Source organism: Thermococcus pacificus, assembly GCF_002214485.1.
Lineage (GTDB): Archaea > Methanobacteriota_B > Thermococci > Thermococcales > Thermococcaceae > Thermococcus > Thermococcus pacificus.
Genome location: NZ_CP015102.1, coordinates 1616507 through 1637257 on the forward strand (window position 1 = coordinate 1616507; position 20751 = coordinate 1637257).

Sequence of the window (20751 nt, forward strand, 5' to 3'; positions counted from 1 at the left end):
CACTTGCGGGTTTTGCAGTGTTTCACTGTGAAAATAACTCTTCATTATTTAAAATACAAAAAGAGGAGACATTGAATCACTTCCTCCTTCTGAGCAGAACCGGCAGGAGGGCGAGACCGACGATGATTCCCGGTCCGCAGATTCCACCATTGCCCTCGGATTCTGTGATGGTGCTCGTCTTCCCAAGTATCTCGTCCGGACTCTTACCCTCGACCATAAGTGCAGTCCACTGCTTGAGCCAGGTGTCGTAGTTCTCCTCTATGTCTTTGGGGTCGACGGTAACAGGCTTGTCCACCTCGACCGCGTACTTGAAGACGTCAGGGATCTGGACGTTCTTGTTCACGGGGTACATCCACTGGTTGAGAGGGAGCTTCTCCTGGGCCTCCTCGCTTATGAGGAACTCGATGAACTTCTTGGCCAGCTCGGGATGCCTGGCGCCTTTGACCACTCCAGCGCCCTCAATCTGGAGGTAGTTGCCCTCCTCGAAGGCAACCGCGCCGACGTTGGTATTGTTCTCGTAGTAAACTGTGGCTGCCGGGGAGGTCGCGTAGCTCAGTACAAGTGGGTACTCCCCCTCGCTGAAGGCCCCCCAGGCCTCGCTCCAGCCCTTGACGATCTGGACGTCGTTCTCCTTGAGCTTCTGCCAGTACTCCAGCCAGTCGTCGCCGTAGACAGCTATCGTCCAGAGGAGGAAGGCCATCCCTGGAGAACTGGTGCGTGGGTCCTCGATTATCAGCTTGCCTTTCCACTCGGGTTTGGTAAGATCCTCAAGGCTCTTGGGCGGGTTCTGAACCATGTCCTTGCGATAGTTGATGGCTATGTAGCCGTAGTCGTAGGGCGTGAGGTGGAAGGTCGGATCGAACTTCTCAACTATCCAGTCGGGGATAACGTCCGCGTTGGTCGGCCTGTAGGGCTCCAGAACGCCCGCGTGTATCGCCTTCGCCAGGTAGCTGTTGTCTATCCCGACGACAACGTCGGCCTGTGGGTTGTCCTTCTCAAGGATGAGCCTGTTGAGAACTTGGCCGGCATCTCCTATGAGGACAAGGTTTACCTTGACTCCGTACTTCTCCTCGAACAGGGGGATTATCTCCTTCATCCACCACTCGATGCTGTCATAAGAGTAGACAGTCAGTGTCTCCTCGGCCGTGACCGGTTTTATAGCTCCAAGCGGCCCCATGAGAAGGAACACGAGCATTACGGTGGTGAGCTTTCTCATGTCATCACCCTCCAATTAGTCGGTTTTGAGCTTCAATAATGCTGTAATACATGCGATTAAAAAGATTTGCTCCCCAGAAGCGGCCTCAACAAAGAAGTCGCTCCCCTTGATGAGCAGGACGAGTCCAACGATGAAGAGGATTAGGTCGACTATCACCTTATCCCACTGGGGCGGGAATGGGAGAGAGGTTTAAAAGTCATTCTCTCTCTTCGCCCTTTCCTTCCATCTTAATGACGTAATCTGCAGCGTTCTGGAGCGCCACGGAGAAGCCCGGCTCGACGCCTATGACTATGGTCTCCTTGCCCTTCCTCTTGGCCTCGTTGATTATCGGGAGGAAGTCGGCGTCGCGCGTGGCGAGGGCTATGACCTCCACGTCGGAGTTGTATATGAGCTCCATCGCCTCTATCGCTATCCTGACGTCGGTGTCGCCGGCCACAATTATCGGCTCGAGCCCCTGGTTCACCACCGCCTCAATGAGCCCTTGTGGCGCGTACTGGTTGAGGACTACCTTGGCGACGCGTATCTTCCCTATTCTCTCAAGGACCTCTATGATGTCTTCGAGCTTTATTCCGAACTCCTTGCGGAGAATGTTCGGACCGTCTATGATGAGCCCGATGCTCTTCCCCTTCACAGATTTCACAGGTTCCTCACTGACCTCCCTGCCGCCCCTGCGGAGAACCTTGAAGAGCGTCTCCTTCATTTCTCATCCCCCTCTGGGTTCAAGATTATCGTGTAGTCCGCGGCGTGCTTTAGAGCCGCGGAGAACCCGGGTTCTACACCAAGGACTATGGTCTCCTTGCCCTTCTCCTTTGCCTTCAGGATTACCGGGAGGAACTCCGCGTTTCGCGTGGCAAGAGCTATCGCGTCGATGTTTGGGTTGTATATCTCGCGCATAGCCTCGACGGCGAGCTTAACGCCTGTCTCACCCGAGACAACGATAACGTCAAATCCCTGGTTTGAGACGGCCTCTATGAGGCCCTGCGGCGCGTACTGGTTGAGTATGACCTTCGCAACCCTCAGATCACCCAGCCCCTCAAGGGCCTCGACTATGTCCTCGAGCTTTATTCCGAACTCCTTGCGGAGGATGTTGGGGCCGTCTATGAGAAGCGCTATCCTCTTTCCTCTGCTTATTTTGCGTCGCATCATCCCAATACTCCTCATTCCGTCCTTCGTCATCGAAATTATACGCTCCCAGTTGCTGCCCGCCATAGGGAATCACCGTTGGGATTGTTGAAAGGAATCGGTGTGACACCACACTACCTACGGGGTAATCCTATAAAAAGGTTGATTCCCCAGGATGCAGAAAATTTTAAACCGAGTAATAACAAAATACCAACCACCTGCAAAAGGTACAGGACCCTCTTATGGGTGAACGGCCGTGTCCAGAGCTTGGGTGTACACCCGGGAGGAAAATTCCTGGAAGGGGAAGCTGACGGGCCTGCTAATCGCCCTGCTCACAGCGATCTTGGCGGTTTTGATTGTTTATCCGTTCACCGGCGGCGTTAGCGACGGAGGACTAACTGGGGCTGTGGCCGGTATAAGCGCCGCGGACCTCCTAAGCAAAACCCTCAAAAGGTTGAAGAAGCACGCATTTAAGCTTTACATCGGACTCGTCTTCCTTAACACGTTTGCTTCCGCTTTCGCCGTCCTGCGCTTCGGGCTTCACCCTGAGAACACCGCGGAATTCATGGTAATGTTCCTGGCGGTTTATACTCCGCTGGCATTGTTGGACTACGGCGTGATAAAAATCGTGGAGAAAAGATACAGGACGAAAACCCCTTAGAGAAGCCGCTTGTAGTAGTACCAGAGGCCCCTGATTATGTCCCTGACCTCAATCATGGTAAACATCTCTGTCCTGTCTATGAGCTTCGCCGTTTCCTCCCAGCTGTGGGCCTGCAGAACCCTGTAAATCAGCAGCTTTATCTGCCTCTCATCGAGGTAGGGCTTCATCCAGCCGTCGAGGAAGTAGAGCTTGACTACCGGCTTTACCGCGTCGACGACGGTGTCGTAGGTGAGAACCTTGCCTGTGAAGGCATCGAGGCGCTTCTTCTGGACATCCGTCAGGTGGACGGGGTATTCAACGGCCTCTCCAAATGGCGTCTCAAAGAGCCAGCGCGCGATTTCCGGCTCAAGCTCGCGGTGTGTGTCGCCCAACCACTCTGTAAGTCTAATCCTGAACTCGTCGTTGGCCTGCTTTATGAGCTTCTTCGCCTTCTCGCTTATCGGCTTGAGGACTATCGCGGTGAACTCGCCGCTGACCGGGTTTCTCGCTGGGCTGAGGTGAACAACAGCGAAGCCGTTCTTCACCCAGAAGCGAGCAAGCTCCTCGCTGGCACCAAAGCCGGAACCTATCCAGTCGAGGCCCTTCTCGCGAGCTTCCTTCTCAAGGAGCTCAAGCGCCTTGCTTCCAAGGCCCATGTCCATTGCGTCCGGGTGCGTAGCTATCCTCACGATGCGGTAGCCCTTGAGCTTGGCGAACTCCTTCAGCATGTGGTGCTTGACCATCATGTCCGGGATTATGTTTCCGCGCGGCTTGTAGCCCTTGGCCATCTTCTCTATGACGTTCTTGGGGATGTTGCCCTCTTTCGCTATCTGCACGGCGGTAACTATCTTGCCGTTCTTGAGCCTCAAAACCCTCGCCTCGTGGTGGGGCGCGTCTGCCAAAAGCGCTACGTCGCTCGGCCTGTTGCGGTAGTGCGCCAGGATGTAGATTCCAACGAAGTGTCTCAGGTCTTCCCTGTCGTGCTCGAACCAGTCGTCGAGGTCAGGCTCCTCGAAGTAGACCTCCTTTCTCTTTATCAGCTCGTAGTCCTCCTCTGTGAGCTCAACAGGTTCCGCATCGAGGAGGAGGACATCAAAGAGCCACTTCTCAATGGGATCGTGGTCGGCGTATCTAATCGGCTCGTCCATGTGAAGCTCCCTAAACTCGCGCTTCTCGCGGGCCTTCTTGAGGAACTTGACCGAGAAGCCCCTGCCTGCTCCCTCATAGCCGTGCACAGTTGAGGAGTAAACGACGCGGGGCTTGTTAAGGTACTTGTGGAGTATCGGCACGTGGATTCCCGCCGCCTCGTCGAGTATGTAAAGGTCGGCGCTCTTCTTGTAGCCTTCGGCCGGCGGATAATAACGCAGGCCTATCTTCCTCGCGTAGAGCTCTTTTATAAGGCCCTTTTCTTCCACAACGTAGGGCTTGAAGCCGAGCCTCTCCAAAGCCCTCTTTGCGAAGCGGAAAAGCGATTGGACGTTCTCAGGCTCGGGGGCGGTTACAACTATGCGCGTGCGCTTTTTCAGAGCGAGGGCCAGGCCAACAGCCGCTATTCCGACGGAAACGCTCTTACCCCTTCCCCTGTCGGCCGTCAGAACGAGCATGCCCTCGTTCTCAACAAGGTCTTCAAAGGCTTTGAGAACTTCAACCTGCCCTTCCGTGAGGGCCATCTCGTAGAGTTCTCTGGGAAAGAGGGTTTCCTCCGGGATTGGAACACCTTTCCTGCCCTTTATCTTCGCTTGGCTCTTTGAGCGCTTCGGCTTCTTCCGTATCTTGCCGTTCTCGGTGATTATGTAGATCTCGCCGTACTCGGTGAACTTACGGATGAGCCTCCTGTTGAAGCGCTTCTTCACGTCGTCTATAGTGTAGGGAGGGGTTACCAGGCTCTTGTGGAAGCCCGTCCACATGTCCTTCCACTTCTTGAATGGGTGAGCGAGGATGAATATCAGCCCGCCGCCCCTAACCGTTTCAATAATCCTACCGAGGTCGTTAGGAGAGTAGTCGTAGCTCATGTCCAGAATTAGAAGGTCGTAAGTCCTTCCGAGTATGTCGCGGGTGTGTTTAAAGGTAACCGCCTGGACATTAGCCTCCGAACCCGCTAAGACGTCGAAGTGCTTTCTGAAAGCTTCGTAGCGCTTTCTACCGAAGGTGTCCTCACCCAGAGCATCGGTGGCGTAGAGAACCTCTATCGCGCTCTCGCTTTCATCTCTCAGGCGTTTCTTCATAAGCTCGTCGAGAACCTCACTCAAAACCCTAGCCGAGGCCCCGGCCAAAATTCCAGCCAGTTCGGCCTTCCTTTCGGTGTCGCCTTCAATAACTATCATTCTCCTGTGGAACTTCTCAAGTGCTTGAGCAAGGGCGGTCTCGGTGAGCTTGAGTACCTCGTCCTTAACCTTCTCGCCTTTGGCGTACTCTCTCACGTCCTTATCAAAGCGGACCTTGACGGTCACGGCCGTCACCTCCCTGGTAAAAGGGAGAGGAGGGATTTAAAAAGGTAGCTCAGGGGTACGCTACTCCAAGGGCCTCTTCCAACCGCCCCATCTCCTGGGCGTCGAGCCTGTCCCTGAGATAATCCAGGGTTTCGCAGGTGGCGGCACTGTCCATATGGTCAAACGCCTCATTGAACAGAAGCGAGTAGCAGTCCATAGTGTGCCAGACGTCGCACTCCTGTGAACTGGGTGATTTCCCATCGTCCATTCCACTTGACAGCAAGCTGTTCAACGCGAAAATCATCGAACCAAAGAAGAGTATCAGGAGAACAAAAGCCACCATCACCCGAAGATGCCCCCTAAGCGAAAGCTTCGAGACCAAAAAGAGCCAGAGCCAGAAGAGCGCCGAGATTAGAAATGCCACTGAAAGGGCAAGGAGTGACGCGCTAAAGTCCGGCGATCCGGCGAGTTTTCCAGCGGAGGATTTCATGGACAGGAGCCATTTCAGGGGAGGCGAGGGCCGGAAAACCACCGCAGTCAGGTTCTTCCGGCAGTATTCTTTCTCAAGCCTGAGCATGAGGTAGTATCTCTTAACAACCTGAAACGCCATTTGCACTTCCTCGTCGCTGCCGTTGTCAAGAAAATCCCGGAGAGATGATACGGAGTCGTTTAGTTTCCATGAGAGGAGCCAGGTGAGGTGTTTGTAACTGGGGTCCATACTTCCAATCTTTTCCGGAACCAGAATCTCAAGTTCCCCATCGTTGTAGCGGTGACCGACCGCCCTATCAAGCAGCTCTTCCGGGGGGAGGAAGGACTCGACCTCCAGCCGGTAAGGTGCCGGCGAGAGGTTGCAAGGGAGCGCGCTAGCCTTTGTCCGGGCGTTTTCGTACGCTATCCATTGAATTGTAGAGGCGGAAAGCACGAGAATCAAAGCTACTAAGAGTCCCGTGAGGAGTTTTATTCTCGAGAGTTTCATCACCACAACCATAGTTAATGTCCTTAAATACCTTTCGAGATTGCAAAGACTTGTGAGACAACCATCGAAACGCTAAGCTTTTATACGAAAAAGACCGAATTAATCCGGTGATTCTAAATGGCGAAAGGCCTAACCGAGAAAGACCTCGGAAAGTTCAAGCTCGTAGGAAACATCGACGCCTTCAAGAGGAAACTCGTCTTCCAGGTGACGGAGATAAGTGTTGAGAAAGACGACTACTTCTCAAGGCTCTACCTCTACGACGGCAGGAAGGTCAAGCCCTTCACCTCTGGCAAAAAAGATGGAAACCCGCGCTTTTCACCGGACGGAAAGCTCGTGGCCTTCACCTCCAAGCGCGACAAGGAGAGCAAGGAGGCCGAGCTTTACGTTATTCCCACTGACGGAGGCGAGGCGAGGCTCTTAGCGAAGTTCAAGTACGGGATAAGAAATCTCCGCTTCACGGAGGACGGTAAGAGCATAGCCGTTGTGACGCCAATAGACGTCGAGAAGAAGCCGAAGGATGACGTCCACGTCATCAAGGAGATACCCTTCTGGTTCAACGGCGTTGGCTGGGTCTATGGAAGGAGGAGCGTTGTCTATCTGGTGGACGTCGAAACCGGACGGAAGAAGCGCCTGACGCCAAAGAACCTCGACGTAAGCCAGATCCGCTTCCACAACGGCAGGTTCTACTTTACCGCCCAAGAGGACCGCGAGAGGAAGCCGATGGTCAGCGACCTCTACGTCCTTGAGGGGAGGAAGGCAAAGCGCCTAACGCCCGGAAAGTGGAGTGTGAGCGACTTCATCCCGCTCGACGACGGAACCTTTATCCTCAAGGCTAACACGAGGGAAAGGGGAATCCCGACCAACACGCACATCTACCACTACGACCCCCAGACCGGCGAGATGAGGAAGCTCACGAAAAACCTCGACCGCTCCGCTTACAACTCGCTCAACTGCGACGTTAGGGGAAGCCAGAGGGCAGAGCTCGTCTTTAAGGACGGCTGGGTTTACTACGTCGCCACCGACGGCCCGAGGGCGAACCTCTTCAGGGTAAACCTCGACGGGAAGATCGAGCGCGTTGTCGGCGGCGATAGGAGCGTCGAGAGCTTTGCCATAGGCGACTACATAGCCTTCACCGCCCAGGACGCGGTAACTCCAACGGAGCTTTACGTCATGAGGGACGGGAAGGAGAAGCGCGTTACAGACTTCAACGGCTGGATTAAGGATTACAACCTCTCACAGCCCGAACACTTTAAGGTTAAGGCCAGCGATGGCGCTGAGATAGACGCGTGGGTTATGAGGCCCCTTGGCTTCGAGCCGGGCAAGAAGTATCCCGCGGTTCTTGAAATCCACGGCGGGCCTAAAACAGCTTACGGCTACTCCTTCATGCACGAGTTCCACGTCTTGACTGCCAAGGGCTTCGTTGTGATATTCTCCAATCCAAGGGGAAGCGACGGTTATGGAGAAGAGTTCGCCGACATAAGGGGGCACTACGGGGAGAGGGATTATCAGGACCTGATGGAGGTCGTTGATGAGGCCCTAAAGCGCTTCGACTTCATTGACCCGGAGAGGATAGGTGTCACCGGGGGTTCATACGGCGGCTTCATGACGAACTGGATAGTGGGCCACACGAACCGCTTTAAGGCCGCGGTAACCCAGCGCTCCATCTCCAACTGGACGAGCTTCTTTGGGACGACGGACATAGGCTACTACTTCGCTCCCGACCAGATAGGCGGCGACCCGTGGAGCAACACAGAGGGCTACTGGGAGAAGAGCCCGCTGAAGTACGCGCCGAACGTGGAGACGCCGCTCCTCATAATCCACTCGATGGAAGACTACCGCTGCTGGCTTCCGGAGGCCCTTCAGTTCTTCACGGCCTTGAAGTACCTCGGCAAGACAGTAGAGCTGGCGCTCTTCCCGGGCGAGAACCACGACTTAAGCAGGGGCGGAAAGCCGAAGCACCGTGTGAGAAGGCTTGAGCTTATTGCCGGGTGGATGGAGAGGTGGCTTAAGTAAGCCCAAAATCTTTTATTTTTTCGCCCCCGAAAGTTCCTAGGTATGAATGTCATCGAAGTCGAAAACCTGACCAAGTACTACGGGAAGCTGAGGGCCCTCGACTCCGTTTCATTTTCCGTCCCCGAAGGAGTTATCTTAGGAGTAATCGGGCCCAACGGTGCCGGGAAAACCACCCTTATCAAGATTTTGAGCTGTCTGCTGACCTATGACGAAGGAACCGTCAGGCTCTTCGGGAAGGCCAGCCGCTGAGGTGGAGGACGGAAAGATTACATAAAACTCAATCTGGAGGGCCGCGGAGATCGTTGAGAGGAGCGACGTCATCAAGGGGGTCCTAGCTGAACGCTTCAACTTCCACATTTCGGGGTGAACAGAAACTTAAAGTGCTCCCTTAATGTTGTCTTCCTTGAGGGCTCTGAGCTCGGCCTCAAGGTTTTGGAGCCTCTCAAGGCATGGCTTAAGCGACCAAGACCCGATTCTCACAAGGGCCACCATCTAGCTTAGGGTTTCATTATATTCAACCGTACTTCCAATGCAAAGATGCGTGTTTTAATTCCTTGGTAATACCATTGATGAGTCTTAAGGCCGTTTTCTCATCGGTGGGTTTGGGATAAGCATTAAGAGTTCTATGAATCAAAAAGAAAAAAAGAAAAACTCACCTTTTCCTCCTCAAGAGAACGGGAATCACTGAAAGGCCTATTATAGCGGCCGGGCCGCAGATACCACCTGTGCCTTGGTGTGTATTAGTTGTCGTGTGCTTTGTGTTTGAGGTTAGGGTTGCCTCAATTTTCGTCGTTTTCCCCAGTTCTATTGTTATTTCCCTCACGTAATCCGCATAGTTTTCCTTGACGAGCTTTATGGTGTGTTCTCCTGTCGAGAGCTTGTAGTTTTCAATGGGAGTGTCCCCAATGTAAGAACCATCAACGTAGACTTTAGCACCACTTGGGTCAGAGTAAACCGTTAGGAAACCGAAGGTCGGAGTTAGCGTGATATTTAGGACTTTGCTCTCTCCTGGGATGAGGGTTATTGTCGTCGTGTAGTTCTCATAATCCTGCTTGGTGAGTTTTATCGTATGAGTGCCCGAATAGAGTTGTACAGCTAATGGGGTAGTCCCCTTGTATTCTCCATCGATGTAAACTTCAGCCCCGGACGGGGTTGAGTTGATTGTGAGTGTTGCCGACCCGTAAAAGGTTCTAACCGTCAGCTCCACGGGATTAGAATAAGCTTGCGAGTCCTGGGGGGTTACGCTGGAGTTTACGATTTCGGCTTGAGAGTCCATCACCCCGGGATTGGGGATGGTTATTTTCGCGTTCGTATCCCCGGAGAAGCCGGGCAGGTCACCATCCGGCGGAAGCCGGAGAACCAACGCACCCCCGGCTACTATAATATCTCCAGTGGGAGCGAGAGCAACCGCGTGAGGGTCACTGCGGTAAGCCTTCTGCCATTTTATGTCCCCATTCTCGTCAAGCCTGAGAACCCAACCACCAACGCTTACAGTAGAGCCGGCCACTATAATGTCCCCGTTATCCGCTAACGCAACCGCGTAAGCCACATCCTCATTTTCTCCTCCGTAAGTTTTCTGCCATTTTACGTTACCATTAGTGTCAAGCCTAAGAACCCAAAAATCCCCTTCACCAGCGCCGAAACTGTAAGTATAGCTGGCCACGATAATGTCTCCATTATCCGCTATGGCAACCGCGTGAGCATGGTCATTACTGCGTCCTCCATAGGTCTTCTGCCATTTGATATTACCATTAGCGTCAAGTCTCAGAACCCAAACGTTTGAGTAATGTGGAGTTTCAGTGCCAAAGCTTTCAGTAGAGCTGGCCACTATAATGTCCCCGTTATCAGCTATGGCAAGATTAACACCCCAGAACCCATCTCTTCCGCTTCCTCCGTAAGTCTTCTGCCATTTAACGTTTCCATTCTCATCAAGCCTAAGAACCCAAACGTCCGCTCTACCAGCGCCGAAGCTCCAAGTGCGGCCAGCCACGATAATGTCCCCGTTATCCGCTATGGCAACCGCGCGAGCATCGTCATGATCTCTCCCACCGTAAGTCTTCTGCCATTTTATGTTACCATTAGCGTCAAGCCTAAGAACCCAAGCATCATCATAACCAGCGCCGAAGCTTTCAGTCCATCCGGCCACAATAATGTCCCCGTTATCCGCTACCGCAACCGCGGTAGCCCTATCATAAATATCGCATCTATATGTTCTTGCCCATGCTATGCTTCCGTCAGGGTTTAACTTTATCACGAGGGCATCATTACCACCTGGACCGAAGCTGGAAGTGTAACCCACTGCGATGATGCTCCCGTCCGAGAGGACTTTAACGTCGTTGATGGCATCAGTTCCCTCGTAACTCTTCGCCCAGTAGTTGAAGCTGTCCGCTTTAATGCCCGGTGCCTGAACCAGCACTGCCGAAAAAACGAGCAAAAACACCAGGACGATCGTGGGGACGCGCGCTTTCATTTGACTCATACCACTGCCTCCTTGTAGGACATCAGTGAGCCCGTAACGGGTGGAAAAACCTCTCCATTTTTCATTGAGTTCACCTCATTTAGTTTATAGGAGTTCGGAACATTTATAATTATCTGTTTTAAGGGAGAACTCCTTAGAATCCGGAGCCCGTTACGGATAACTTTCCGGGTTTGGGTTTGACAAATCAAAAAAGCAAAAAAACTCACCTTCTTCTCAGGAGGCTGAGCACCACCACCGCTTCAACTTTTTAACTTGATCTTCTCGGGTTTCCCTTTTACCCGTAATCGGGGTTCTGCAACCCGTCTATTTTAAATAAGACATAACTATGTCATCAAAAGGCTGAAGGCCTGAGACCGAAAAACGGCTTTCTCTGGCTTCTTCCAAAACCCCTATAAGATGAAGACATAACCAAGACGTGGGCGTCCATATCAGTTTCCCAGAAGAAACCCCATTAGACCACTAGGAAACTTAAAAGAGAAAGGGCATCAAAGCGTGTAATCCAGCACCTTCTCAGCCTCTTCAATGTGCTCAGGATAAACGTTCTTGATCTCCGGGTGGAGGGCCTTGATGACCCTACCGACGAGCACGAAGAGGGTTCCGGCTATGGTGGGAAGCTCGTTTACGACCTCCTCCTCGAGCGGTATGTCGCCGGGTATCTTCTTGAGGACGAACTTTCTGATGGGCTCCATCTGGACCTTCTCGTCCTCTATGACTGCCCTGAAGAGGTTCATGCTGTTTTTGAAGCCCTTGGTAATGGGTATGTGCCTGAGCTTTATCGTCTCGCTCCCCTCGGCCATGGCGTTCTCATAGGCAACCTCAAAGAGGTCGGCGAGCTTCTTCTCGACGATGTCCATCATTTCCTCGGCGCGTGGCTTGATTACCGCGAGCTCACACGTCCTCTCCAGTATCTTCTGGAGCTGCGGGTAGGGGATTATCATCTCCGCCATGGCCATCACCTCCGTGTTTTTGCCAGGATATTTTAGTAACATAAGGTATATAAAAATTTCGCTCAGAACAGAAGAACGAGGATCAAAAGAAGGGCAAAAATCAGCGGGCCGAGGAGGAAAACGGCTATAGCGCTCTCGTCCGTTGGCTTTTCGGGGCCATACTTCTGGACGAGTTGGAGGCCTACAAAGAAGCCCGCGGAGATGCCAATGAACCATCCAAGGAGGTTCCCTTGGAAACGGTAAGGGGTGAAGAGAACAATAGCCCCAAAGAGTACGAGGACGCCAAGTAGGGCCCTTGCAACGCTTCTCTGCTTCAAAACGAGGACGTAGGACAGGGCCCACACAATGGTGAAGATAAAGCCCATAACGAGCTCCGGGAGCATTGTACCACCTCGTTTAATCTTGTGGAGAATAATAAAAGGTTAACGCTAACCTAAGAACCTCATGCCTAGCCTCCAACTATGATGGCCTCGTCAATTCTCCTTCATCGCAGGGAACTGGCGAAGAAGGGTGTAAAACGTCGTCAAAATGCTGGGTGCTCACCAATCTTGTATCATTTAGACCATTATTCCATGGAAAGACAAGATAAAGTTTAAGTTTTCGAGGAAATTCTGGATATATGACAACCACGTTAAAAAAGGTTTTTAAGGACGAATGGAGACCCCGTCCTCATGCGGGCAGTGGTCATGGCGTTTCCAGAGAAGAGATGGGAGAACTACACAATCCCAATCAACGACGAGCCGGTAGTGAAGCTCACCGAGAAAAGACTTTTGATGAGCAAGAGGATTGACGAGGTCTTCACCATCGTCAGAAAGGACAAGCTGAAGACTTACTCCCTCCACGTCTCGAACCCAGTTCCCGTCTCGGCGAGGAGCAAGATGGAGGCCCTCCTTAAGGCTCTCCCAGATGAGCCCTTCTTCCTCGTTGAGGGCAACATGCCCCTTGTGATGCCGTTCCTCGTGAACTACCTGATTGGCCTCTTCTACGAGAACGAACCGGAGGCGCTGATACCCGTCTGGAAGGATGGGACGGCGGAGGTAACTCACGCGGTCTACGAGCCTGACGCGCTGACGGACGCAATAGAGGCGGCTTTAGCCGAGGGACACCGGAGCATGAGCAAGATAACCGAGTTCCTCGACTACGAGTCGGTTTCCATAGAGGAGCTCTCCAAGAGGAACCCCAAGGTGACGCTGAGCTTCTTCAGGGTCAAAAGCTCTCTCGACGTCCGCTTTGCAGAGCAGGCACTTAAGGACTCTGTTAGAGTGTAAATCTGCCGGTGATCTTCAGTCTGATGGCCGCCGCAGGGCGGCCGGTTTCTGCCCCAAAAGTGTGCAGAGTGTTGATTCTAAAAAATAGAAACTCCTGGGGCCTCTGGCCCTCACGCCACTTCCACCATTTTTCTCACTGTTTTTGCAACCCCAACGGCTATGCCTGCCTTCAGGACGTCAAACGGCACGAAGGGAAGCACGCCGAGTTTGAACGCTTTTCCAAAGTCGCCGGCCATGAAGAGGCACAGGCGGAGCCAGCCGAGGGCGTAGATTACCACCACACCGAACAGCGAGCCAGCGGTCATGCCCCAGACGCTTTCACCTGTTTTCTCGGTGATGTAGCCTGCCAGAAACGCCGCTATGGGGAACGCGAGCAGGTAGCCCCCGGTCGGGCCATAGATGTGGGCAAAGCCGCCCGAGAACTCCGCGAAGACTGGAAAACCGACCGCACCCGCCACCAAGTAGACCAGCTGACTCACGAGGCCGAGCCTTGAGCCGAGGACAAGACCGCTCAGCAACACCAGGAGAACCTGGAGGGTGAAGGGCACAGGCCCAATGGGAACCGCTATTTGAGCGCCAACGGCCGTTAGCGCGGCGAAGAGACCAGCAAAAGCAACGTCCCTCGCGTTCATGTCACCACCCGGGGGGGAGTAACGTTAAGTTTTAAAATAGTTTGGTTAACGAAATTTCGATGAGGGGGTTGGTGCGCGACAGCAGGATAAAAAGGGCAATCCTGAGGGAACTCAGGGAGAAGGAATGCGTTTCTGGAGAATTCCTGGCCGAGAGCCTCGGCGTATCGAGGGTAGCTGTCTGGAAGAACATCAGAGAGCTTATCTCTCTTGGCTACGAAATAAGGGCCTCTCGAAAGGGGTACTCGCTTGTTTCCAGCCCTGAAAAGCCCTATCCCTGGGAGCTGGATGTTCGGGCTTACTACCTTTTGGAAACAACTTCAACAATGGATATTGCATGGAAACTCGCCGAAGCCGAGGAACCTGCAGGGACATTTGTAATAGCGGAGAGGCAGACACGGGGCAGGGGCAGGCGGGGAAGGCGCTGGCGTTCCGAAAAGGGAGGTCTTTACTTCTCGGTAATACTGAAACCTGCCCTGCCCCTCTCCAGGGCTGACGTCCTGCTTGATGAAACCCTCGATTCAATCCTTGACTCCCTGCGGCGATACGGGGTCGATGGGTACATCGAGGATAACGGGGTCTATGTTGACGGGAAGAAAATCGCAGGGGTGCTGGTCGAGGTCATGGGGGAGCTCGGTGAGGTCCGCCTTGCCGTCGTGGGGGCAGGGATCAACGTCTCGAACGAGGTGCCTGAGGGAGCAACTTCACTCTCACTGGAGCTGGGTCGAGCTCCATCCCTCCTGGAGGTGGGGAAGACCCTGTTTCCCACCGTCAAAGGAAGGCTTTTAAGCGTGAGCCTGGAGTGAGGTTCGATGATCCGGGTTAAAAACCTCTGGCACGTCTACGAGAATGGCAGAGAAGCGCTGAAGGGCGTTGACTTTGAGATGGGGAGCGAGATAGTCGCCCTAGTCGGCCAGAACGGGAGCGGGAAGACCACGTTTGCGAAGCACCTGAACGGTCTGCTTAAGCCGACGAAAGGAACGGTGGAGGTAGATGGGCTCGACACGAGGGAGCACACGGTTGCAGAGCTTAGCAGGCTGGTCGGCTACGTCTTCCAGAACCCGGAGCACATGTTCTTCGAGGAGAGCGTCTTTAGGGAAGTGGCCTTTGGCCCGAGGAACCTCGGGTTAAGCGAGGGCGAGATTGAGGAGCGCGTGAGGTGGGCTTTGAGGGCCGTCAACCTCGAGGGCTACGAGGAGAGGACGCCGTATTCACTGAGCGGTGGCGAGAAGCAGAGGCTCGCTATAGCCTGCGTCCTGGCGATGAGGCCGAAGTACCTGATCCTCGACGAGCCAACCACGGGGCTGGACGGAAGGAGCTCGGCGAGCGTCGTCGAGGCCATACGGAAGCTCCACTCGGAAGGGCACGGCATCCTCCTGATAACCCACGATATGGAGCTCGTCCTGGAGCTTGCCGAGAGGGTAGTTCTGCTCCACAGGGGAGAGAAGGCCTTTGACGGGCCGGTCGAGGAGTTCTTCTCACTTGAGCTTCATGATTACGGGCTTGAGAAGCCCGAGTTGCTCAGGATAAGCGAGAAAGTTGGGGTGGGCTTTGTGAAAAGCGTCCCGGAGCTGGTAGAGGTTCTCGTGGGTGGTGAGAGATGATATACCTGTTCTACTCGGAGAGGGACTCGCTCCTCCACTCCCTTGACCCAAGGGTCAAGATAATCGGAACCGCTGCTGGGATAGCCGCGATAATGCTCTACAACGACCCCAAGATACTGATACCGCTGTTCTTCGTCTTCCTCGTCATCGGAAGGTTCCTCGGAAAAGTGGGGATAGGTGAGCAGCTCAGGCTCCTGAAGCCCCTCCTGCCGATAGTCATCATAACGATAGTTGTGTGGCCGTTTATTTACCGGCCGAGGCTTATGGGGCTCCTCTTCGGAGTTTCGTTCGCCATGAGGCTGCTCACCTTTGCCCTCATCACGTTCCTGCTGCTGATGACGACGAGCCAGAGGGATCTGATCCTCGGCTTCGTCAGGCTGGGCATGCCCTATGAGTTCGGGCTGACGATATCGATAGCCCTCCGCTACATCCCGACCCTATACATCCTCTCCAGGAACATAATGGACGCCCAGAGGAGCCGCGGCTGGGAGGTTGAGAAGGGCAACTTCATAGTGAGGGCCAGGAAGATGACGGCGGTTCTAATACCGCTCCTCGTTGCTTCCCTCAAGACCGCCCACGAGCTGAGCATAGCCCTCGAGAGCAGGGCCCTCGGGGCATCTGAGAAGAGGACGTTCCTCTACGACATCAGGATGGGGAGGAAGGACTACGCCGCGGTGGTTCTCATCCTGGCCCTCTTCGCCCTGACCATCTACGTGAGGTACGGCCTCGGGATAGGGCACGTGAGGATATACTCCTGAGCTCAGAGAAACGGCCTCACCAGCGAGTCTATCGGTATCGAGTGGTCGCCGACGCTCGCCACGTGTTCGGCGGGCGCGCGGAGAACCGTCAGGTTCATCCTGTAGTGGCCGCGGTAGGAGCTCGTCCTCAGAACGAGGAGTGCTTCAAAGAGCTCCGGAAGGTCGTAGAGGCGGCGGAACTCTCCGGGCAGGTCAAGCTCGTTGAGCTCCATCGTGGAGTGGCCGAGAACAAGGGTGATGCCCTTCTTATCGACCAGCCTCCTTATCTCCACGAGCTTCTCCGCGGAGCGGTTCAGAAGTGCCGGGAAGCGGGAGACGATGACGAGAGAGCCGTCATCAACGATTTTAAGTGCCTCAAGCAGCTCGTCCACAGAATAGACGTTGCCCGCGTAGAGGTTGGAGAGGTCTTCGACCAGGTTCCTGAGGGACTTGAGCGAAAGGGAGCTGCCGGGGCCCACGTGGTAGACGGGGCCGTTTTCAAGGGATGAAGCTATGAGGTGGTGCAGAAAAACCGTCTCGGCAAGCTCGTCGGTGGAGACAATCCCGGATAGGCTTCCCTCGGCAAACGCCAGGGGAAAGGCATCGAAGGGCTTGACCTCCCGCGGTTCGAGCTCGGCCGGTTTAAAGAACATGGCCATCGGGGAATTTTGGTTCAAGATGTATTTATAATTTTCCTAGGTCTGCCACAAAAAAGAAGGGTCAGAGGGCCGAGAGGGCCCCTATGGTGAAGAGGCCGAAGGCCGCCAGGAGCATCATTATAACGGCCGCCATCACCGCGGAGAGCAGCCATGCCAGGAAAGCCCTGAGCCAGCCGGTTTCGAAGACTGTCTTTATGACCCACAGGTTGGCGAGGAAACCCAGGAGCGGCGCCAGGGGCGCGAACACTAGGGCAACAAGGAGCGTCACGATCCCGCCGAGTATTCCGCCGCCGAGTATGGCTATCATGGACCTTCCGATCGATGCCTTCTCAATGCCGACGAGCTTGCCCGCGAGCGAGAGGAATATGGCCGCTATGAACAGTGCGATCAGGAATGAGAGCACCCCCATGACACCCATGGCAGCAAAAAGGGCGGCCCCATGCATGGCTCCAACCATAACATCACCTCGGTTTCAGTAGGCGGAGGGGTTTAATTAGCGTTTCGGGTGGAGCCCTTAGAAAGGTGTTCCCGCCCCCAAAAGGGTTTTAAGCCAACCCTTCAACTCTCGGTGGGTGTAAAGATGCTGGAATCGGTGTGGCATGAAATATGGTGGTTCTTCCACACTTACTTCTGGGAGCCGATGTTCACGAGGAGCGGCTACAATCCGGTGAACACGTTCGTCTACGCGTTCCTCTTGGGACTTGGTGTGATCTACAGCTATCGTTACATAATCAAGCCGCTGAAGATACCCGTCGATGAGAGGCTCTTCTGGGCGGTAACCCCGATGGTGGTCTTTGGAGCAACGGTTAGGGCGCTTGTGGACGGCGGAGTCCTGCCGAAGAACCCCTTGATTCTCACCCCAGGTGTGTTCTTTACGGCCTTCTTCCTCATCGTGCCCGCGATAGCACTGGACGCCAAACTCAAGAGCTATCCCAAGGTAACGATAGCATGGGGCACGATCCTTGCCCTATGGGCAAACTACCTCCTCGTAACCCACGCAAAGAACTGGGAACCCTACGAGCTGACACTGGTTCACACGGCCGTTAGCTGGGCCGTGATTCTGGCGTTCTACAGGTGGAGGCCCTTCGATAAGCTCTACCTCTACGCCGTCCTGGCCCACTTCTACGACATGGGCTCGACGGTCGTGGCCATACAATTCTACGGCTACCGCGAGGTTCACTGGCTGGAGAACATACTCGTCAACCACTTCGGGGCCTACTTCTACTACCCCTGGATAACCATCATACTGGTGGTTGTCTACTACGGCCTGAAATACCTGGTGCCGGAAGAGGAGGAGAGGCGCTTCTGGTACCTCGCGATATACATCCTCGGCCTCGGCCCGGCGATAAGGGACCCGGCGCAGCTCGTACTGCAAATTCCGGGCTGATGCTCAACCTCACACGTCCCTTCGCTTTTCCCAGTTTTTTCGCCCCTTTCCTTTCCAGTTCTGCAGACTCTGACCCCTCTGATTCCTCAGATCCTGATGTCCCGGATGGTTCCTTCTTTCTCCACCTTCCCTTCGTATCGTCCTGCCCTCCTCAATCTCCCTCTTCAGGATCTTCGCCTCTTCCTCAGCATCCCTAACGCGGAAGACCCTCGCTATTCTCTCTATTGCCTCAAGCTTCCTTACTATACCATCGAGCCACGTGAAGACGTCGCCGGGATAGACTATCAGCCCGTAGACCTTCCTGAAGTGCTCGGCTATTTGAGTGGGATGTTTCCCGCTCCTCCTCAGCTCGATTATCATGTTGCTTACCCGCTCCATCGCGTAGTCGGTGCAGTCATCCTCTGGGCACATGAAGAACTCCTGGTAGAGCGTGAAGAGTCTCTCGGCGGCGTTTGGACTCAGCTCCGGAATCACCTTGTCGAGCTCGTCCAGGATGGAGGCGAAGCTCGGGGAGAAGACGTTGGCGCTGAGGCGGCCCCTAACTGCGCTCTCAAGCTCCCTCTGGAGGACGCTGCTCAGGTAGAGGTTCTCGAAGGGGAGCAGTTTTACCGCTATCCACTGGGCCGGTTTCTCGCCAAGGTTCTCGCGGATGAATGTGGCTTCCTTCGGCAGCAAAAAGCTCATGCTCACGGCCCTTCCGTAGTGGGTGACCTCAACGAGAGAACCATTAAGCCGGACGAAGTCGAACTCCTCCAGCTTCTCCAGGACCTTCTCCGCGCTCTGGTTCGCCCCGAGGCACCTTGACTGGACTTCTTCAATGACGTCGAGCCTGTTGAAGACGCACGAGTGGGCCAGAACGTTGTCCTGCTCGAGCTCGTCGCTCCATTCGACTACGACAGGCTCTATCGGTGCAGTCAAGAGCTTGAAGGCAACTTCATCTTCACTGCCTTCCATCTGGGCCGAGTACTTTCTCCCTGGCTCGACTATGAGGTAGACCCTCCCCTTCTCGTGGTAGAGCGGCCTCCCAGCACGGCCGAGCATCTGGTGGAACTCCCTCACGCTTAGCCACTTGTTGCCCATCGCGAGGCTCTCAAAGATCACCTGGGAAGCCGGAAAGTCCACTCCAGCCCCGAGGGCCGCGGTGGTAACAACAACGTCGAGCATCTGAGCCAGAAACTCCATCTCGGTGAGCTTTCTCTGCTTGTAAGGCAGGCCGGAGTGATAGGGCTTCGCCCTCAGTCCCTTGCTCGTGAGGTAAGCGGCAAGCTCATGCGTCCTCTTCCTTGAGAAGGTGAAGACTATCGTCTGCCCTTTATAACCCTGTTTAGACTTCCTGTTTGCCTCAGCTTTACAGAGGTTCGCTATATGCCGCCACTTCTCGCCCTCGTTTCTCGCTATGATGATGTGCCTCTCAAGGTCAACGGGCCTCTCGTCGTAGAGGACCAGTTTTAACCCGAGTTCCTTGGCCAGTTCCTCCGGATTCCCAACGGTTGCGCTTAAACCTATGAACTGGGCCTTGGGATAGAGCTTTCTCAGCCTTGCGATGAGGCCGTCTAAACGGGATCCCCTCTCCTCATCGTCCAACGTGTGGATCTCGTCTATGACTATAGTCCCGACGTTGCCAATTTTTCTTCCAGCCCTGAGGAGATAGTCAATCCCTTCGTAGGTTCCCACTATGATGTCGGCGTCTATGCCCGTGTCGACAACAACGAGCTCGTCTTTGGTCTTAATCCTGCTCATTCCAACGCGGATGGCAACACGGAGGCCGAGTTTGGAATACCTCCTCTTGAAGTCCTCGTACTTCTGGTTTGCAAGGGCAACGAGCGGAACGAGGAAGAGCATCTTCTGGCCTTTCATAGCCTTTGGAACTCCAGCAAGCTCGCCTATCAGCGTCTTTCCGCTCGCCGTTGCCGAAACAACGAGGAGGTTCTCGCCTTCAAGGAGGCCGTTCTTAACGGCCAAGCTCTGAACCGGGAGGAGTTCGTTTACGCCCTCTGCCTTTAGGACGGATTTGAACTTCTCTGGAACGGGAAGCTCATCGACTTTGACTTTATCCACCTTCACGTGCTTCGCCTTCAGCTCGTCCCACTTGGTTACTTCAGGATGCCTCGTCGGGTCAAAGCGCGGGTCGAAGGCGTAGAGGACCTTGTCCAGATCGCGGAAGCGCTCAAGGAGCTTCTTCGCCTGATCGAACATTGCCACGCTCTTGAAGCGGAAGCGAAGCTCCCTCTTAAGCTCGTCCTCGGCGCAGCGCTCGCAGATGTACTCGTTGTGATACTTAACGCGGTTCCCCTCGGTGAGAACGGTTATCCTTCCCTCCATGAGGCAGAGGCGACAGAGTTCGGCCCTCTCAACGCGCTTGTTCTGAAGGCGTCTCTTAAAGTAGTCCTCCCACTCGTCGGCGTTCACGAGGACTATTCTGGCCTGTCTTAATAGTTTCTCCATCTCCTTTGGGTTCCTGTACTGGCTCCCCTCAAGGACCTTGAAGAGCCTTCCCTCGCGCATTATGAAGCGGTAAATCGCATCAGCTTTTAGATTCCTCATTTGAGCCAGCTTCTCGGGCTCGTTCTCGATGAAAAAGGCCTCAAGCTCGTTCTTTTTCCTGCCAGGTCTCACAACGAAGAGCATTCTCACCGCCCCTGTAA

General features: G+C 54.4%; 21 protein-coding genes. 8 read left to right on the top strand and 13 right to left on the bottom strand.

The features are described 5' to 3' along the window. Window positions 1-76 precede the first annotated feature (76 nt). From A3L08_RS08875 to A3L08_RS08885, 4 genes are read right to left on the bottom strand one after another with little or no spacing between them, the layout of a single operon-like run. Entirely contained in the window at window positions 77-1216 is a 1140-nt protein-coding gene (locus A3L08_RS08875) for a thiamine ABC transporter substrate-binding protein (protein ID WP_088854666.1), read from the bottom strand. A gap of 15 nt (window positions 1217-1231) precedes the next feature. Continuing rightward, window positions 1232-1372: a hypothetical protein gene (locus A3L08_RS09960; RefSeq protein WP_157721615.1), complete on the bottom strand. Its 141-nt coding sequence runs from the start codon at window positions 1370-1372 to the stop codon at window positions 1232-1234. Between the two features lie 40 nt (window positions 1373-1412). Beyond that, on the bottom strand, window positions 1413-1916 hold the full coding sequence (locus tag A3L08_RS08880) for a TIGR00288 family NYN domain-containing protein (protein ID WP_088854667.1): 504 nt from the start codon (window positions 1914-1916) through the stop codon (window positions 1413-1415). Further along, window positions 1913-2425 carry a TIGR00288 family NYN domain-containing protein gene (locus A3L08_RS08885; RefSeq protein ID WP_088854668.1) on the bottom strand — a complete coding sequence of 171 codons (513 nt, stop codon included), beginning with the start codon at window positions 2423-2425 and terminating at the stop codon, window positions 1913-1915. Before A3L08_RS08885 ends, A3L08_RS08880 begins: the two co-directional genes overlap by 4 nt. Before the next feature lie 169 nt (window positions 2426-2594). Here A3L08_RS08885 and A3L08_RS08890 point away from each other — a divergent pair, with 169 nt between their 5' ends. Next, the gene (locus A3L08_RS08890) at window positions 2595-2999 is read left to right on the top strand and encodes a hypothetical protein (RefSeq protein WP_088854669.1); all 405 of its coding nucleotides are present in this window, start codon (window positions 2595-2597) and stop codon (window positions 2997-2999) included. Here A3L08_RS08890 and A3L08_RS08895 read toward each other — a convergent pair. Then, window positions 2996-5428, bottom strand: a complete 2433-nt coding sequence (locus A3L08_RS08895; protein WP_088854670.1) for a tRNA(Met) cytidine acetyltransferase TmcA — start codon at window positions 5426-5428, stop codon at window positions 2996-2998. The two genes, A3L08_RS08890 and A3L08_RS08895, sit on opposite strands and share 4 nt — an antisense overlap. Before the next feature lie 49 nt (window positions 5429-5477). Beyond that, the gene (locus tag A3L08_RS08900; protein WP_088854671.1) at window positions 5478-6383 is read right to left on the bottom strand and encodes a hypothetical protein; all 906 of its coding nucleotides are present in this window, start codon (window positions 6381-6383) and stop codon (window positions 5478-5480) included. 117 nt (window positions 6384-6500) lie between these two features. On the opposite strand from A3L08_RS08900, the gene A3L08_RS08905 reads away from it, so the two are divergent. Both A3L08_RS08905 and A3L08_RS08910 read left to right on the top strand, forming a co-directional pair. Further along, the gene (locus tag A3L08_RS08905; protein ID WP_088854672.1) at window positions 6501-8396 is read left to right on the top strand and encodes a S9 family peptidase; all 1896 of its coding nucleotides are present in this window, start codon (window positions 6501-6503) and stop codon (window positions 8394-8396) included. A 42-nt stretch (window positions 8397-8438) separates the two neighbouring features. Beyond that, the gene (locus A3L08_RS08910) at window positions 8439-8645 is read left to right on the top strand and encodes an ATP-binding cassette domain-containing protein (RefSeq protein WP_088854673.1); all 207 of its coding nucleotides are present in this window, start codon (window positions 8439-8441) and stop codon (window positions 8643-8645) included. Window positions 8646-9048: 403 nt separating this feature from the next. Here the strand turns inward: A3L08_RS08910 and A3L08_RS08915 are convergent, their stop codons facing one another. The 3 genes from A3L08_RS08915 to A3L08_RS08925 form a co-directional block, all read right to left on the bottom strand. Further along, window positions 9049-10866: a PEGA domain-containing protein gene (locus tag A3L08_RS08915; RefSeq protein WP_198362115.1), complete on the bottom strand. Its 1818-nt coding sequence runs from the start codon at window positions 10864-10866 to the stop codon at window positions 9049-9051. A 494-nt stretch (window positions 10867-11360) separates the two neighbouring features. After that, window positions 11361-11822 carry a DUF1931 family protein gene (locus tag A3L08_RS08920; protein WP_088854674.1) on the bottom strand — a complete coding sequence of 154 codons (462 nt, stop codon included), beginning with the start codon at window positions 11820-11822 and terminating at the stop codon, window positions 11361-11363. Between the two features lie 62 nt (window positions 11823-11884). Further along, window positions 11885-12205 carry a hypothetical protein gene (locus A3L08_RS08925; protein ID WP_088854675.1) on the bottom strand — a complete coding sequence of 107 codons (321 nt, stop codon included), beginning with the start codon at window positions 12203-12205 and terminating at the stop codon, window positions 11885-11887. Window positions 12206-12493: 288 nt separating this feature from the next. Here A3L08_RS08925 and mobA point away from each other — a divergent pair, with 288 nt between their 5' ends. Continuing rightward, entirely contained in the window at window positions 12494-13090 is a 597-nt protein-coding gene (gene mobA / locus A3L08_RS08930; protein ID WP_088854676.1) for a molybdenum cofactor guanylyltransferase, read from the top strand. 110 nt (window positions 13091-13200) lie between these two features. On the opposite strand, the gene A3L08_RS08935 is transcribed toward mobA, so the two are convergent. After that, complete coding sequence (locus A3L08_RS08935; protein WP_088854677.1) at window positions 13201-13722, bottom strand: biotin transporter BioY; 522 nt, start codon at window positions 13720-13722, stop codon at window positions 13201-13203. Window positions 13723-13781: 59 nt separating this feature from the next. Here A3L08_RS08935 and A3L08_RS08940 point away from each other — a divergent pair, with 59 nt between their 5' ends. From A3L08_RS08940 to A3L08_RS08950, 3 genes are read left to right on the top strand one after another with little or no spacing between them, the layout of a single operon-like run. Beyond that, window positions 13782-14525 (top strand): biotin--[acetyl-CoA-carboxylase] ligase, encoded by a 744-nt coding sequence (locus A3L08_RS08940; RefSeq protein ID WP_198362116.1) that lies wholly within the window; start codon window positions 13782-13784, stop codon window positions 14523-14525. Window positions 14526-14531: 6 nt separating this feature from the next. Beyond that, window positions 14532-15323 carry an energy-coupling factor ABC transporter ATP-binding protein gene (locus A3L08_RS08945; RefSeq protein ID WP_088854679.1) on the top strand — a complete coding sequence of 264 codons (792 nt, stop codon included), beginning with the start codon at window positions 14532-14534 and terminating at the stop codon, window positions 15321-15323. Further along, the gene (locus tag A3L08_RS08950) at window positions 15320-16081 is read left to right on the top strand and encodes an energy-coupling factor transporter transmembrane component T family protein (RefSeq protein WP_088854680.1); all 762 of its coding nucleotides are present in this window, start codon (window positions 15320-15322) and stop codon (window positions 16079-16081) included. Before A3L08_RS08945 ends, A3L08_RS08950 begins: the two co-directional genes overlap by 4 nt. Before the next feature lie 2 nt (window positions 16082-16083). On the opposite strand, the gene A3L08_RS08955 is transcribed toward A3L08_RS08950, so the two are convergent. Together A3L08_RS08955 and A3L08_RS08960 are read right to left on the bottom strand one after the other, a co-directional pair. After that, window positions 16084-16719 (bottom strand): hypothetical protein, encoded by a 636-nt coding sequence (locus A3L08_RS08955; RefSeq protein ID WP_232461725.1) that lies wholly within the window; start codon window positions 16717-16719, stop codon window positions 16084-16086. Between the two features lie 61 nt (window positions 16720-16780). After that, window positions 16781-17176, bottom strand: coding sequence for a hypothetical protein (locus tag A3L08_RS08960; RefSeq protein ID WP_232461726.1), 396 nt, complete (start codon window positions 17174-17176; stop codon window positions 16781-16783). Between the two features lie 123 nt (window positions 17177-17299). Between A3L08_RS08960 and A3L08_RS08965 the strand changes: the two genes are divergently transcribed. Then, window positions 17300-18106 (top strand): DUF63 family protein, encoded by an 807-nt coding sequence (locus A3L08_RS08965; protein WP_088854681.1) that lies wholly within the window; start codon window positions 17300-17302, stop codon window positions 18104-18106. Between the two features lie 9 nt (window positions 18107-18115). On the opposite strand, the gene A3L08_RS08970 is transcribed toward A3L08_RS08965, so the two are convergent. Continuing rightward, entirely contained in the window at window positions 18116-20734 is a 2619-nt protein-coding gene (locus A3L08_RS08970; RefSeq protein WP_088854682.1) for a DUF5814 domain-containing protein, read from the bottom strand. Window positions 20735-20751 lie beyond the last annotated feature (17 nt).